11 protein-coding genes are annotated in these 14348 nt (G+C 68.6%); 10 read left to right on the top strand and 1 reads right to left on the bottom strand.

Translation table 11 applies throughout. The features are described 5' to 3' along the window. The 5 genes from mrdA to AC06FE_RS08835 all read left to right on the top strand — a co-directional run bounded on the left by mrdA (position 1) and on the right by AC06FE_RS08835 (position 7271). A complete protein-coding gene (gene mrdA / locus AC06FE_RS08855) occupies positions 1–2082 on the top strand; it encodes a penicillin-binding protein 2 (RefSeq protein ID WP_478072830.1) in 2082 nt (693 codons plus the stop codon). Beyond that, positions 2079–3185, top strand: coding sequence for a rod shape-determining protein RodA (gene rodA, locus AC06FE_RS08850; RefSeq protein WP_132865674.1), 1107 nt, complete (start codon positions 2079–2081; stop codon positions 3183–3185). Before mrdA ends, rodA begins: the two co-directional genes overlap by 4 nt. 363 nt (positions 3186–3548) lie before the next feature. Continuing rightward, entirely contained in the window at positions 3549–4694 is a 1146-nt protein-coding gene (mltB, locus tag AC06FE_RS08845; RefSeq protein WP_132865673.1) for a lytic murein transglycosylase B, read from the top strand. Next, positions 4691–5968, top strand: a complete 1278-nt coding sequence (locus AC06FE_RS08840) for a septal ring lytic transglycosylase RlpA family protein (RefSeq protein WP_478072829.1) — start codon at positions 4691–4693, stop codon at positions 5966–5968. The genes mltB and AC06FE_RS08840 overlap by 4 nt, the downstream gene beginning before the upstream one ends. Positions 5969–6056: 88 nt before the next feature. After that, positions 6057–7271 (top strand): D-alanyl-D-alanine carboxypeptidase family protein, encoded by a 1215-nt coding sequence (locus AC06FE_RS08835; protein ID WP_478072828.1) that lies wholly within the window; start codon positions 6057–6059, stop codon positions 7269–7271. 138 nt (positions 7272–7409) lie between these two features. Here the strand turns inward: AC06FE_RS08835 and AC06FE_RS08830 are convergent, their stop codons facing one another. Next, a complete protein-coding gene (locus AC06FE_RS08830) occupies positions 7410–8465 on the bottom strand; it encodes a lipid A deacylase LpxR family protein (protein WP_192287685.1) in 1056 nt (351 codons plus the stop codon). A 404-nt stretch (positions 8466–8869) separates the two neighbouring features. Here AC06FE_RS08830 and AC06FE_RS08825 point away from each other — a divergent pair, with 404 nt between their 5' ends. The 5 genes from AC06FE_RS08825 (at position 8870) to AC06FE_RS08805 (ending at position 14333) form a co-directional block, all read left to right on the top strand. Further along, positions 8870–9847: a CsgG/HfaB family protein gene (locus AC06FE_RS08825; protein ID WP_132865669.1), complete on the top strand. Its 978-nt coding sequence runs from the start codon at positions 8870–8872 to the stop codon at positions 9845–9847. 109 nt (positions 9848–9956) lie between these two features. Continuing rightward, positions 9957–10235 carry a DUF493 family protein gene (locus AC06FE_RS08820; protein ID WP_132865668.1) on the top strand — a complete coding sequence of 93 codons (279 nt, stop codon included), beginning with the start codon at positions 9957–9959 and terminating at the stop codon, positions 10233–10235. Further along, positions 10223–10924, top strand: coding sequence for a lipoyl(octanoyl) transferase LipB (gene lipB, locus AC06FE_RS08815; protein ID WP_478072827.1), 702 nt, complete (start codon positions 10223–10225; stop codon positions 10922–10924). Before AC06FE_RS08820 ends, lipB begins: the two co-directional genes overlap by 13 nt. A gap of 16 nt (positions 10925–10940) precedes the next feature. After that, positions 10941–11951, top strand: coding sequence for a lipoyl synthase (gene lipA, locus AC06FE_RS08810; RefSeq protein ID WP_132865666.1), 1011 nt, complete (start codon positions 10941–10943; stop codon positions 11949–11951). 207 nt (positions 11952–12158) lie between these two features. After that, the gene (locus AC06FE_RS08805) at positions 12159–14333 is read left to right on the top strand and encodes a carboxy terminal-processing peptidase (RefSeq protein ID WP_192287684.1); all 2175 of its coding nucleotides are present in this window, start codon (positions 12159–12161) and stop codon (positions 14331–14333) included. The last annotated feature ends 15 nt before the right edge of the window (positions 14334–14348 follow it).

Below are 14348 nucleotides of genomic sequence, written 5' to 3'. Positions count from 1 at the left end.
ATGTACAACCGGCGCCAGACCAAGAACCCGCACGCCGAGGCCGAACAGTTCCGGCGGCGCGCGGCACTGGGCTTCCTCGGCGTGCTGCTGGCGCTGGGCTTCCTGGGCGGTTGGTACTTCAAGCTGCAGGTGCTGGACCACGACATCTATGCCACGCGCTCGGAGGCCAACCGCATCAAGGCGCGTCCGGTGGTGCCGGGGCGCGGGCTGATCTACGACCGCAACGGCCGGCTGCTGGCCGAGAACGTGCCGGCCTTCCGCCTGGACGTGACCCCGGACAAGGTGCAGGACATGGAGGCCACCCTGGCCGGCCTGCGCCAGATCTTCTCGTTGAGCGATGAGGACATCGAGCGCTTCCGGCAGTCGCGCAAGGCGCGCCGCAGCTTCATGCCGGTGACGCTCAAGCTGCGCGTCAGCGACGACGAGATGGCGCGCTTCGCGGTGGACCGCTGGCGCTACCCGGGCGTGGAGCTGGAGCCGTACCTGACCCGGCGCTACCCCTACGGCGACCTGTTCGCGCACATCATCGGCTACGTCGGCCGGGTCGACGACAAGGACCTGGAGGAGCTGGGCGAGGGCAATGCCGCGCTGACCCACATCGGCAAGTCCGGCCTGGAGCGCTACTACGAGCAGCAGCTGCGCGGGAAGATCGGCTACGAGCAGGTCGAGACCAATGTGCAGGGCCGCGCCATCCGCACCGTCGGCCGGGTGCCGGCGCAGTCGGGCACCGACCTGCGGTTGTCCATCGATGCCGACCTGCAGCGGGCGATGGTGGCCGCCTTCGGCGAGCAGGAAGGCTCGGCGGTGGCGATCGACCCGCGTACCGGCGAGATCCTGGCCATGGTCAGCCTGCCGTCGTACGACCCCAATCTGTTCGTGAACGGCATCTCGCACGCCGACTTCAGGCGCCTCAACGAGAACCCGTCGCGGCCGCAGTTCAACCGGCTGGTGCTGGGCGGCGTGGCGCCGGGTTCGACGGTCAAGCCGTTCCTCGGCCTGGCCGGGCTGGACAGCGGGCTGCGCCGGCCGGAGGACAAGATCCTCTCGCGCGGCATGTTCTACCTGCCCGGCGTCAGCCGTGGCTGGGGTGACGCCAACCGTGGCGGCCATGGCTGGACCGACCTGCGCAAGTCGATCTCGCAGTCGGTGAACACCTATTACTACCAGCTCGGCATCGACATGGGCATCGAGCGCTATGACGAGTACATGGGCGGCCACTACGGCTTCGGCCAGCCCACCGGCATCGACCTGCTCGGCGAGATCGGCGGCATCCTGCCCTCGCCGGCGGCCAAGGCCAAGGCGAACCGCGAGCGCTGGTACCCGGGCGATACCGTCAATGCCAGCATCGGCCAGGGCCTGTGGAAAGTGACGCCGCTGCAGCTGGCGCGCGGCGTGGGCGGCTTGGCCACCGGACAGCTGCGGCGCCCCCACCTGGTCACCGAACAGCGCGCCGGTTTCGACCACGACTGGATGGCGATGGCGCAGCCGGCACCGCGGTCGATCAGCCCCAACCCGTCCAACCTGCAGGCCGTGCGCGAAGGCATGATGGGCACCATGCAGCCCGGTGGCAGCGGCTGGCGTGTCGCCGCCGGGGCGCAGTACCGGATGGCCGGCAAGACCGGTACCGCGCAGGTGATCAGCCGCAAGGGCACCGCCGCGCTGAACCCCAAGAGCCTGCCGATGCACCTGCGCCACCGCGCGCTGTTCGTGGGCTTTGCGCCGGCCGAGGACCCGGTCATCGCCATCGCCATCGCCGTGGAGGGTGGTGGTTACGGTGGTTCGGCGGCCGCGCCGATCGCGCGCAAGGTGTTCGATGCGTGGCTCCTGGGCGTGATGCCCGAGGGCCTGCAGCCGCTGGATGCCGAGCGCGGCACCGTCGCGGTCGGCATCGCCACCTTCGATACCGAGGACCCGACCGCACGCGCCCGTGGTGAACAGGCGGCACTGCTGTTCGATGCCATGCCGGTGATGGTGGGCGCGCCCGCGCCACCGCCACAGGCACCGTCCTCTCCCGAATCCCCCGCCGTGGCGCCATCGCGTCCGGCCGGGCCCGAGGCGCGCGGCCCGGAGGCACAACGATGAGGGACTTCCTGCGCTGGGCACTGGAGATGGGCCAGCGCCTGACCCGCGGCCTGGACTGGCCGCTGCTGATCGCGCTGGCCGTGCTGATGGGCATCGGCCTGTCGGTGCTGGACAGCGCCGGCGGTGGCGGGCTGGTGATGGCGCAGGGCGTGCGCTTCGCGGTGGGCCTGGTGGCGATGTGGGCCATCTCGCGGGTTTCCATCCTGCGCATCCGCGCCTGGACGCCGCTGATCTATGCCGTCTCCATGCTGCCGCTGCTGGCGGTGTTCGTGCTGGGCACCGGCAAGTACGGCCGGCAGTGGCTGAACCTGGGGCTGTTCTACCTGCAGCCGGCCGAGTTGCTCAAGGTCAGCCTGCCGATGATGGTGGCCTGGTACCTCAATCGCATGCCGCTGCCGCCGCGCATTCCGGTGGTGCTGGTGGCGGCGGTGATCATCGGCGTGCCGACCGGGCTGGTGATGCTGCAGCCGGACTTCGGCACCGGCGTGCTGATCGCCGCCAGCGGCGCGTTCGTGCTGCTGCTGGCCGGCCTGCCGTGGTGGTGGGTGGGCATCGGCGTGGGCGGCGTGGCCGCGGCCGCGCCGGTGGCGTGGCTGTGGCTGCTGCGGCCCTACCAGAAGGACCGCATCATGATGTTCCTCGACCCGGAGAGTGACCCGCTCGGGGCCGGCTGGAACATCATCCAGTCCAAGATCGCGATCGGCTCCGGTGGCCTGACCGGCAAGGGCTGGGGGTTGGGCTCGCAGTCGCACCTGAACTTCATCCCCGAGCAGACCACCGATTTCGCCTTCTCCGTGCTCAGCGAGGAATACGGCTGGGTCGGGGTGGCGGTGGTGCTGGCCCTGTACCTGTTCGTGATCGGCCGGTGCCTGTGGATCGCGGTGGAGGCGCGCGATACCTACTCGCGGCTGCTGGCCGGCGCCACCGGCCTGGCCTTCTTCGTGTACATCCTGGTCAACGGCGGCATGATCTCCGGCCTGCTGCCGGTGGTGGGCGTGCCGATGCCGCTGATCAGCTATGGCGGCACCTCGGCGGTCTCGCTGCTGGCTGGCTTCGGCCTGGTGATGGCGGTGCGTGCGCACCGACCGGTCCACGGTGGCTGAGTTGGGTTGATTGCCCGGCTTTTGATCGAGATCAAACACAAGGCTTTACGAGTTCTTCACAATGTCAGCGTCGCTGGCAGCTGTCGCGCCGCGACAACCGGTTGGTTGTTGGCGGGTCGGCATGGGGAGATGACGACCCGGTTCCCCCACACCAATCCGGGCGTCGGTCATCTCTGCGGGATGGGGGGATGGCCGACGCCCATTTTTATGCCCGGTGGACGGGCAGGGCCGGCAAAGCGTGGCCGCATTCATCTTCCAGGGGCGCCGCAGGGTGCCATCCGTGGACGGATTTTCCCCTTCAATCTCGTTGGGATTCATGGTCTTATTGATGGAAATTCATCTTTGACCTGCTAATCTCGGCCGATGATTCGACGCGCTCTGATTTGCTGTCTCACGTTCGGTCTGGTCGCCTGCGCGACCCAGCCGCATGCCCCCACGCCGTCGCCGGTTCCGGCCGAGGCACCCGCCACGCCGGCCAAGCCAGGCACCGGTCCGGCCGAGGCGACTCCGGAAAGCAAGCAGGACTTGCCCCCGGTCGACCTGACCCCGGTGCCCTTCGAAACCGCCCGTGCCAATTTCGTCCGTGACACCGCGGCGCGTTACCGCATCGATCCGGCCTACATCGAAGCCACGCTGGCGCAGGCGCAGATCCGCGAACCGATCATCGCGGCGATGTCGCGGCCGGCCGAGCGGGTCAAGCCGTGGAACGAATACCGGCCGATGTTCATCACCCAGGCCCGCATCGACGGCGGCCGTGCCTTCCTGGCCCAGCACCGCGACGAGCTGATGCGGGTGCAGGAACGCACCGGCGTGCCGGCCGAGGTGATCGTGGCGATCATCGGCGTGGAGACCAGCTACGGCCGCAATGCCGGCAACCACCGCGTGCTCGATGCGCTGTACACGCTGGCCTTCAAGTACCCGCGCAGCGGCGACCCGGCCAAGCTCGAGCGCGAGGTGCGCCGCGAGCTGTTCTTCCGCGACGAGCTGGCCAAGCTGTTCGAACTGGCGCGCATGGAGAAGCTGGACATCACCACCCTCAAGGGTAGCTACGCCGGCGCGATGGGCATGGGCCAGTTCATGCCGTCCAGCTACCTGGACTTCGCCGTGGACGGCAACGGTGACGGCCGCCGGGACCTGTTCAACAGCTATGACGACGTGTTTTCCTCGATCGCCAACTACTTCGTGAAGAAGGGCGGTTGGGTGCGCGGTGGCACCGTCGCGGTGCCGGCCACGCTCGACGCCGGCCGCGAGGAGTTCAACCCGACCGACTGGACCCCGACCTGGACCATCGATGACCTGGCCGCGCGCGGCTACCACGCGGTGACGCCGATCCGCGCGGCCAACGCCACCGCCACGCCGGTGACCCTGGAAGGTAGCAACGGCAAGCAGTACTGGCTGGGCTTCCAGAACTACTACGCGATCACCCGATACAACATCTCCAAGATGTACGCGATGGCCGTGTTCCAGCTGTCCCAGGCCATCGCCGGCAAGGAGCTCCCCCCGGCATGAACATCAAGTGGCTGGTCCCTGCGTTGATCGTGCTCGGGCTGGCCGCCTGCAGCAGCGCCTCGAAGAAGGCCGGCGGCGGCAGTGCCGCTGCCAGCGCGCATGCCGGCACGGTGGTGCATGGCCGCGGTGACGCCCGTGCCGGTTGCCCGGAAGGCTCGCCGTACGCCAAGGCGCAGGAAGACCTCTCCACGCGCGGCAATTACACCGCCGGAGGCCTGTACAAGCCGGGCGTCAGGGACAGCACGCCAAGCTACATCCCCAACGTGGACTGCATCCCCGAACCGGTGGTGACCAGCGAGCCGCGTTCGGCGGTGGGCAACCGCTCGCCCTATGTGGTGCTGGGCAAGCAGTACCAGGTGATGGACGACGTCAGCCGCTACGTCGAGCAGGGCACGGCCTCGTATTACGGCCAGAAGTTCCACGGCCGGCTGACCTCCAACCGCGAGGTGTACGACATGTACGCCTTCACCGCCGCGCACAAGACCCTGCCGCTGCCCAGCTTCGCCCGTGTCACCAACCTGGACAACGGTGAGTCGGTGGTGGTGCGGGTCAATGACCGCGGGCCCTTCCACGACGGCCGCGTGATCGACCTGAGCTACGCGGCCGCGGTGCGCCTGGGCATCACCCAGCGCGGCACCGGCCGGGTCGAGGTGCGTGGCCTGACCCCGGGCAGCGACAACGTGCTGGCCGGCAGCCGCCGTGGCCGCGGCGAACGCGCGGCCGCGCCGGTGGTGGCGACGGTCAGTGCGCCGGCCCGACCGGTGGCACCAAGCCGCATGGACCAGTTGGTGGAAAAGCTGCCGAACCCGCCTGCCGCGACCCCGCCGACGGCCACCACCGCGGTCGCCAGTGCCGATCATTTCGACGCGTGGATGAAGGACAACGGCGTGCGCGTGGCCACCGGTCGCCCGGCCGCCACGCGCGCCGCCGGTGCCGAACCGGCCCCGGTGGCCGTACAACCGCTGCCGGCGACGGCGCCCGCACCGGCCGTGCGCGCGGCCACCACGCCGGCGGTTCCGGCCGACCCGGCCACGCGTGCGTTGGGCGCCATCCTGCTGCAGGTGGCCAGCTTTTCCAGCCGCGACAATGCTGCACGGGCGCTGAGCCAGTTGTCGGCCGCCGGTATCGTCGGCGCCTCGCTCAGCGATATCGTCAGCGGCGGGCGTACCCTGTGGCGCCTGCGTGTACCGGCCAGCGACCAGAGCAGTGCGGCGGAACTCGCCGGGCGCATTGCGGGTCTGGGCTTTGGCAGTCCGCAGATCGTCCGCGACTGACGCCGGATGTCGCACCGCAATGGCGGTGCGCCCGTCCTACAATGATCGTCCGTTTCTTTTTTCCTCGTCCCGCAGGAACCGATTTCCGATGAAATTCCGTTTTGCCGCCGCCGCGCTGGCCACGACGCTCGTCGTTGGCCTGGCATCCGCCCAGACGCCCACCCCCACGCCGAACCCAGCCCCCGCTGCCGCGGCCGCTCCGGCCCAGGTGGCGACGCCGCCGGCACCGGTCCCGACCACCGCCACCGCCTGGGTGTTGATGGATTACGCCACCGGCCAGGTGCTGGCCGGCGAGAACGTCCACATGGCGGTGCCGCCGGCCAGCATCACCAAGGTGATGACGTCCTACGTGCTCGCTGCCGAGACCAGGAACGGCAAGATCAAGCCGGACGACCAGGTGATGATGAGCGAGCGCGCCTGGCGTGAAGGCGGCGCGGGCACCGACGGCAGCTACAGCGGTTTCCCGGTCAACCAGACCGCGCGCCTGGAGGACATGGAAAAGGGCATGGCGATCCAGTCCGGCAACGATGCCGCGATCGCCCTGGCCGAACATGCCGCCGGCAGCCAGGAGGCCTTCGCCGCGCTGATGAACAGCTACGCCGCCAAGATCGGCATGAAGGACTCGCACTTCGTCAACGCGCACGGCCTCAACGCCGAAGGCCACCAGTCCAGCGCCTACGACCTGGCGCTGCTGGGCCGCGCCTTCGTGCGCGATTACCCGGAGACCTACGCGTACAACAAGATCAAGGAATTCACCGTCGGCAACATCACCCAGCCCAACCGCAACCTGCTGTTGTGGCGTGATGCGAGCGTGGACGGCATCAAGACCGGCCACACCTCGGCGGCCGGCTACTGCCTGATGAGCTCGGCCCAGCGCGGCGACCAGCGCCTGATCGCGGTGCTGATGGGCGGTGCCTCGGAGAAGCAGCGTGCCGATGACAGCCTGGCACTGCTGAACTGGGGCTTCCGCTTCTTCGAAACCCATCGCCTGTACGAGCCGGGCAAGGCCGTGACTAGCCAGCACGTCTGGAAGGGCAAGGCCGATGAGGTGCAGTTGGGCGTTGCCCAGCCGATGCTGGTGAGCGTGCCGCGCGGCCGTTACAACGACCTCAAGCCGAGCATGGACGTGCCCAAGCAGCTGGTCGCCCCGATCACCGCTGGCCAGCAGATCGGCACCGTCAAGGTGTCGCTGGATGGCAAGGTGATCGCCGAGGCGCCGCTGGTGGCGGTGCAGGCGGTGGAAGAGGGTGGCTTCTTCAAGCGCCTGTGGGACGCCTTCATGATGTGGTGGAAGTCCGAGTAAGGGCGGCCACCGGCCGGAACGGCCAGGCGGCGCTGCCGCGCTCGACGATTCGTCGGACGCGGCAGCGCCGCTTTTGTTTGGGGGCCTCGCTGCCCGAGCCTGCCTGGCGCGCGGCTACACAGCGAAGCCGCAGGCGGGTCAGAGCGTGCGGCTGACCGTGAAGCTGCCGAACACCGGGGTTTCCTTCTGGCCTTCGAACTCGCGGGTGCGGTGGTAGCGGGCCAGCGCGAACTTCCAGCGCCCGCGCATCACCGCCACGCCATAGCCGATGTCGCCGACGAACGGGCGCTTGTCCACGCGGTGGCTGGTGCGGAAGGTGTTGCCGTCCAGGGTGATGTCACGCAGCACCCAGCGGGCGTCGCTGGTGAGGAACAGGTGGCCGGACCAGCCCGCGGCGCGGCCCAGCCGGGTCGGCGCGGTGTTCTCGCCGGCCGGGCGCATCGGCGAGCTGCCGAAATCGTCGGGCAGCTTCCAGCCGAAGCGGACTTCGCCACCGGCGTTGGCGTAGGTGGCGAGGTTGCCCAGCGCGCCGCCCCAATGGCTGATCGCGTCCCAGCCCCAGCCAGCGGTGCTGGGCTCGGCCGGCCACCGGCGCATCCGCTCATGCACCAGCTTGAACACCGGCTCGTTGTGCAGCTGGTTGTCCCAGCCCTTGAACTTCTCGTCGCCCAGCACGCTGTGTACCGCCTGCTGCACCTGCTTGCCCATGGCCGCCGGGCCGACCATGCCGACCGCCAGCTGGGTGGTGCGCAGGTGTGCGCCGCTGCGCGCGTTGTAGCCGAAGTTCACCAGCAGCGCGGCGGCATACGGACGGTCGTCGCGGATCAGGTCCGAGCGGGTGTTGTCGGTCGGCGTGAACAGGCCCTGGCCGAAGCTGAAGATCATGTTCTGCTGTTCGAACCCGCCCGGATGCAGGCGTTCCAGGTGCCGGTTGGTCCAGCGTGCCAGGCGCGGCAGGCAGGGGTCGTCGGTGTAGTCCTTCAGGTTCGGCGAGACCAGGGTGAACATCGCGCCATTGGTGTAGCCCTGGTCTTGCTGGGCGCCGCCGAACAGGTCGTTGTCGACGCGGAAGTTGATCGCCGGCGGGTGCTCGGCCAAGGCGCTCTGCGCGCATTGTTCAGCGGCCTGGGCGGTGCTGGCGAGCAGGGTGCCGGCCAGCAGCGCGGCGAGAGGAAAGCCCTTGCCGTCCCTCATGCGGCGTTCTCCATGATGTCGTTCGTAAGATCGGACCAGCTTAGCGGCGCGGGCCGGTTTGAACATCGGGCCCTGAACGGACAAATTGTTTCGGGAGCAAGGGGAAATGACCGCGCATACCGGTGGAAGGCGCGGGCAGGCTGCTGGTGGTTTCCAACAAGATGAATGGGGGTTTGCAACGTGACGTCCATCGAAATTTGCGGACGATCACACCCTGGGAGGCGCAAGTCGCGGGGTTTTCCCACAAGACTTTGATGGAATCCCTTGATCTTCGTGCGGTAGCATCGGCGCGACCGGCCCGCGCTCGCCTGCCCGAAAGTGGGGTGGAACAGGATTTTGCCGCTAGGTCGCAAACGCCAAAGGAACGCACCTCGATAGGTGCAGGTAACGGGGAAGTAACTGATATGCGTAACGTCTTTTCGCCGCTCGTTGCAGCGGCGCTCACCGTAGGTATTGCCGCGGCTGTCACCAGCCAGCCCGCCGAAGCATCATTCAAGAACCGGGGCACCCAGGCGCAGGAACAGCGCAAGGCTGCGGTCGCCCAGATTCCGACCTGCCAGCGCCCGATCGGTTCGATGTCGGTGATCGAGCCGGAAGATGCCACCAACTGGTGGACCGGCCAGCAGCTGCCGGCGCCGAGCCGCCTGATCAAGGTGTTCGTCAACCGTTCGCGCTGCTTCACCCTGGTCGACCGTGGCGCCGGCATGGCCGCCGGCCAGTTCGAGCGTGAGCTGGCCGCCAGCGGCGAGCTGCGTGGCCGTTCCAACGTCGGCAAGGGCCAGATCAAGGCCGCCGACTACGTGATGATCCCGGACCTGATCTCGCAGAACAGCAACGCCGGTGGCAATGCCATCGGTGGCCTGCTGGGCGGCCTGATCGGCGGCCGCGCCGGCGCGATCGTCGGTGGCCTGAACTTCACCAGCAAGACCGCCGATGTGGTCCTGACCGTGACCGACGTGCGTTCCTCCGAGCAGGTGGCCATGGCCGAAGGCTCCGCACGCAAGAGCGACATGGGCTTTGGTGCCGGCGGCGGCCTGTTCGGCGGCAGCGGCCTGGGCGCGGCGGGCGTGGGCGGTTACGCCAACACCGAAATCGGCCAGGTGATCACCATGGCCTACCTGCAGGCCTACACCGACATCGTCGCCCAGCTGGGTGGCCTGCCGGAGAATGCCGCCGCTTCCAACGCGCAGCAGGCCGTGACCGTGACCCGTGCCGGTCGCCTGCTGGCCAACGCCCGCGGCACCGGTGCCCCGGTGCGCACCCTGGATCCGGGCATGATGCTGTACCCGACCGGCACCAAGGAAGGCGTGATGTGGGAAGTGGAAGATGAACTGGGCAACCGTGGCTGGGTCTCCTCGACCCTGCTGGAACTGTCCAGGTAAGCTGCCGATGCCTGCCGGAAGGGCCGCGAAAGCGGCCCTTCCCGTTTTGGAAGGCTGTAAACCGGCCATGGCCTTGGGTTTGGGGCGCCACGCCCCGATAATGTCCGCCATGGAAATCAAGTCCGACAATCCTGAACACGGCTTCCAGTTCCCCGGTACCTTCGAGTTGAGCGCCATGGGCGCGGCCAACATCGGGCTGGAGCAGGAACTGCCCAGGTTGCTGCAGAGCGCCGGGGTGGAAGTGCTCAACGAGCGCATCGCCTGGAAGCATTCGTCCAACGGCAAGTACGTCTCCGTGCGCATCGCCTTCCGGGCCGACAGCCGCGAGCAGTACGACGCGGCGCATGCCGCGCTGCGTGACCATCCGGAAGTGAAGTGGACGCTGTGACCGCCTGCGCGGTACCGGCGGCGTCCGCGCGCCAGCGGCCCGCCGTCCTGCGTGACCTCGGCCGGCAGGGCTATGCGCCGGTCTGGCATGCGATGCAGCAGTTCACCGACGGCCGCGACGACGGCACCACCGACGAGGTCTGGGTGGTCGAGCACGACCCGGTGTTCACCCTGGGGCAGGCCGGCAAGGACGAGCACGTGCTCGCCCCTGGCGACATCCCGGTGCTGCACGTGGACCGCGGTGGCCAGGTGACCTACCACGGCCCCGGCCAGATCGTGGTCTACCCGCTGCTGGACCTGCGCCGGCTCGGCATCGGCGTGCGTGACTACGTGTGCCGCATCGAGCAGGCCATCATCGACACGCTGGACGAGTGGAACATCGGCGCCGAACGGCTGGAGGGCGCCCCGGGCGTCTACGTCGGCGGGGCCAAGATCGCCGCGCTCGGCATCCGCGTGCGGCGCGGCTGCAGCTTCCACGGGCTGGCCTTCAACGTTTCGCTGGACCTGGAACCGTTCCACCGCATCAACCCCTGCGGTTACGCCGGGATGCAGGTGACCTCGGTGCTAGACTTGGGCGGTCCCTCGGGCATCGAGGCGGTCAAGTCGGTGCTGCTGTCCCATCTGGCCCAGCAGTTCGGGCTGGCGCTGCAGCCGACGCCCGAATTGCCCGACCTGACTACGCGGCCCTGACGCCGCCGGTAACGCCATGACTGAATCCACCACGCGCTCCATTCCCCTGCAGGTCGTGCAGGCCGATACCTCGTCCGCGCCGTTGCAGGCCGGTGTCAAGCAGATCGGCGGTGACAAGATCGGCCGCTCGCCGGTGCAGTTCGCCGACGCCCCGGTGCTGCGCAAGCCGTCGTGGATCCGCGTGCGCATCCCCTCGGGCAATGCGGTGGCCAACCTGAAGGCCAAGCTGCGCGAGAACCGCCTGGTCACCGTGTGCGAGGAAGCCAGCTGCCCGAACATCCACGAATGCTTCGGCCACGGCACCGCCACCTTCATGATCCTGGGCGAGGTCTGCACCCGCCGCTGCTCGTTCTGCGACGTGGCCCACGGCCGGCCCAAGCCGCCGGATGCCAACGAACCGGCCAGCCTCGGCCAGACCGTGGCCGACATGGGCCTGAAGTACGTGGTGGTGACCAGCGTCGACCGCGACGACCTGCGCGACGGCGGTGCCCAGCACTTCGTCGACTGCATCGCGGCCATCCGCGCCAAGTCGCCGGGCACCCGCATCGAGGTGCTCACCCCGGACTTCCGTGGCAAGGGCCGCATGGAGCGCGCGCTGGAGATCCTGGCGACCAACCCGCCGGACGTGTTCAACCACAACATCGAGACCGTGCCGGACCTGTATCGCAACGTACGCCCGGGCGCGGACTACCAGTGGTCGCTGACCCTGCTGAAGAACTTCAAGGCGCAGCACCCGGACGTGCCGACCAAGTCCGGCATCATGCTCGGCCTGGGCGAGACCTTCGAGCAGGTGCAGGCCACCCTGCGCGACCTGCGCGCGCATGACGTGGAGATGGTCACCATCGGCCAGTACCTGCAGCCGACCGCGCACCACCACCCGGTGCTGCGTTACTGGACGCCGGAGGAATACAAGGCGTTCGAGGACTACGGCTACGCGCTGGGCTTCACCCACGTGGCCTCCGGCCCGATGGTGCGTTCCTCCTACCACGCCGACCAGCAGGCGGCCGGTGCCGGCGTCCACGTCTGAGCGCGGCCTGAGTGCCCAGCGCCTGCCGCAGCGCAGGCGTGGGCAGGGCGGTCGCCGCCAGCCCGTGTCCGGGCGATTCACATTCTGCTACGGGGCTGCGGCTAGTCTGGCCGTGGACAGCGTGACAACGGCCGAAACTTTCGGCACTGTCGAAGTGTCCGAGCTGTCCGCAACCTCCCCCCAACGTCCGGTGCCCCGAGTACTTTGATGACTTACCGAGTTCCCGCCTTCCTGCTGGCCTTCGCGCTGACCGCGCCCGCCGCGATGCTGGCGCGCGCCGATTCCCCGGCCCTGCCGTCGTCCCCGACGCTCGACCAGACCACCACCTCCAAGCTGGTCTACGGGCTGCTGTCGGACAGCCGCTACGCCTACCGCCCGCGCGCGCTGGACGCGGCCACCTCGCAGGACGTGTTCAAGCGTTACCTGGAGTCGCTGGACAGCGGCAAGCAGTTCTTCACCAAGGACGACGTGGACGGCTTTGCGCCGTTGGCCGCGCGCACCGGCGATGCGATCCGCTCCGGCGAGCTGGACCCGGCGTTCCAGGTGTTCAGCGTGTACCGCCAGCGCGCCACCGAGCGCGTGGCCTATGCCCGCCGCCTGCTGCGCCAGGAGCCGGACTTCAGCGTCCAGGAACGCTTCGACTACGACCGCAAGGACGTGCCGTGGGCGACCAGCGCCGAGCTCGACGAGCTGTGGCGCAAGTCGGTCAAGAACGACTGGCTGCGGCTGAAGCTGGCCGGCAAGTCGGCCGCCGACATCCGCAAGACGCTGGACAAGCGCTACGAGACGCTGGGCAAGAGCATCAACGAGCTCAAGAACGACGACGTGTTCTCGTTCTACATGAACGCCTATACCAGCGCCGTCGACCCGCACACCGACTACTTCACCCCGCGCACGGCCGAGAACTTCAACCAGGCCATGTCGCTGTCGCTGGAGGGCATCGGTGCCCAGCTGCAGCGCCAGGACGACGTGGTGGTGATCCGCGAGGTGGTGCCCGGTGGTCCGCTGGACCTGGACGGCACGCTCAAGGCCGGTGACCGCATCGTCGGTGTGGGCCAGGGCCGTTCCGGTCCGATCGAGGACGTGATCGGCTGGCGCATCGATGACGTGGTGTCCAAGATCCGCGGTGCCAAGGACACCCAGGTGCGGCTGGAGTACATCCCGGCGGCCGAAGGCGTGGACGGCAAGCACCGCATGGTGACCATCACCCGGCAGAAGATCCGCCTGTCCGAGCAGGCTGCCAAGGGCGAGACCATGACCATCCCCGGCGCGGCCGGCGAGGCGCAGCGCCGCATCGGCATCGTCAAGCTGCCGACCTTCTACCAGGATTTCGAAGGCCGTCGCCGCAACGCGGCCGACTATGCCTCCGCGACCCGCGACGTGGCCAAGCTGCTGGCCGGCTTCAAGGCCGACAAGGTCGACGGCGTGGTGCTGGACCTGCGCAACAACGGCGGCGGCTCGCTGGACGAGGCGATCGAACTGACCGGCCTGTTCATCGAGCAGGGCCCGGTGGTGCAGGTGCGCGAATCCGGTGGCCGCGTCACCGTCAACAGCGACCGCAACCCGGCCGTGGCCTGGGACGGCCCGCTGGCGGTGCTGATCAACCGTGGCTCGGCGTCGGCATCGGAGATCTTCGCCGGTGCCATCCAGGACTACGGGCGTGGCCTGGTCATCGGTGAAACCACCTTCGGCAAGGGCACCGTGCAGAACGTGGTGCCGCTGGACCGCTGGCCGGCCAGCGAGAAGGAGCGCTTCGGCCAGGTGAAGCTGACCATCGCCCAGTTCTTCCGCGTCAGCGGCTCCAGCACCCAGCACAAGGGCGTGGTACCGGACCTGGCCTTCCCGGCCAGCGTGGATGCCAGCGAGTTCGGCGAGAGCACCTACGACAACGCGCTGCCGTGGACGCGCATCGCCGCGGTGCCGCACACCCAGTACGGCAATTTCGCGCCGATCCTGCCGCGCCTGGAAACCCGCCATGGCCAGCGCATCCAGAACGACCGCGAGTTCCAGTGGTGGGAAGAGGACGTCAACCAGTTCCGCACCGAGGCGGCCAAGAAGTACGTCTCGCTCAACGAGGCCGACCGCCGCGCCGAGCGTGACCGCCAGGAAACGCAGCGCAAGCAGCGCCAGGCCACCCGCAGGGAGCTGGGCCTGCCGCTGGACCCGCTGGCCGAGGACAGCAGCGACGACGGCCTGACCGGCAACGAGCGCGACATCGTCAAGGATGCCGCACGCGAGAAGGCCGCCGAGAAGCGTCCGGACCCGCTGTTGAAGGAGTCGGCCTCGATCCTGGCCGATGCGCTCAACCTGCTGGAAACGGACCGCCCGCTGTCGGCGCAGGTGCTGCCGCAGTCCACCGGTCCCGGCCGCTGGGCTGACTGAGCAACAACGCAACAG

The sequence above is a fragment of the Stenotrophomonas sp. Steno-C18 genome, from assembly GCF_056393195.1.
The sequence above is the reverse complement of the archived record's forward strand: the minus strand, read 5'-3'. Positions and strand labels throughout refer to the sequence as shown.

Excerpts from the sequence above, each read along its gene's own strand:
- lipA (WP_132865666.1), top strand. The coding sequence starts at position 10,941 with ATGACTGAATCCACCACGCGCTCCATTCCCCTGCAGGTCGTGCAGGCC.
- AC06FE_RS08840 (WP_478072829.1), top strand. The coding sequence starts at position 4,691 with ATGAACATCAAGTGGCTGGTCCCTGCGTTGATCGTGCTCGGGCTGGCC.
- mltB (WP_132865673.1), top strand. The coding sequence starts at position 3,549 with ATGATTCGACGCGCTCTGATTTGCTGTCTCACGTTCGGTCTGGTCGCC.
- AC06FE_RS08835 (WP_478072828.1), top strand. The coding sequence starts at position 6,057 with ATGAAATTCCGTTTTGCCGCCGCCGCGCTGGCCACGACGCTCGTCGTT.
- rodA (WP_132865674.1), top strand. The coding sequence starts at position 2,079 with ATGAGGGACTTCCTGCGCTGGGCACTGGAGATGGGCCAGCGCCTGACC.
- AC06FE_RS08825 (WP_132865669.1), top strand. The coding sequence starts at position 8,870 with ATGCGTAACGTCTTTTCGCCGCTCGTTGCAGCGGCGCTCACCGTAGGT.
- AC06FE_RS08805 (WP_192287684.1), top strand. The coding sequence starts at position 12,159 with ATGACTTACCGAGTTCCCGCCTTCCTGCTGGCCTTCGCGCTGACCGCG.
- AC06FE_RS08820 (WP_132865668.1), top strand. The coding sequence starts at position 9,957 with ATGGAAATCAAGTCCGACAATCCTGAACACGGCTTCCAGTTCCCCGGT.
- AC06FE_RS08830 (WP_192287685.1), bottom strand. The coding sequence starts at position 8,465 with ATGAGGGACGGCAAGGGCTTTCCTCTCGCCGCGCTGCTGGCCGGCACC.
- mrdA (WP_478072830.1), top strand. The coding sequence starts at position 1 with ATGTACAACCGGCGCCAGACCAAGAACCCGCACGCCGAGGCCGAACAG.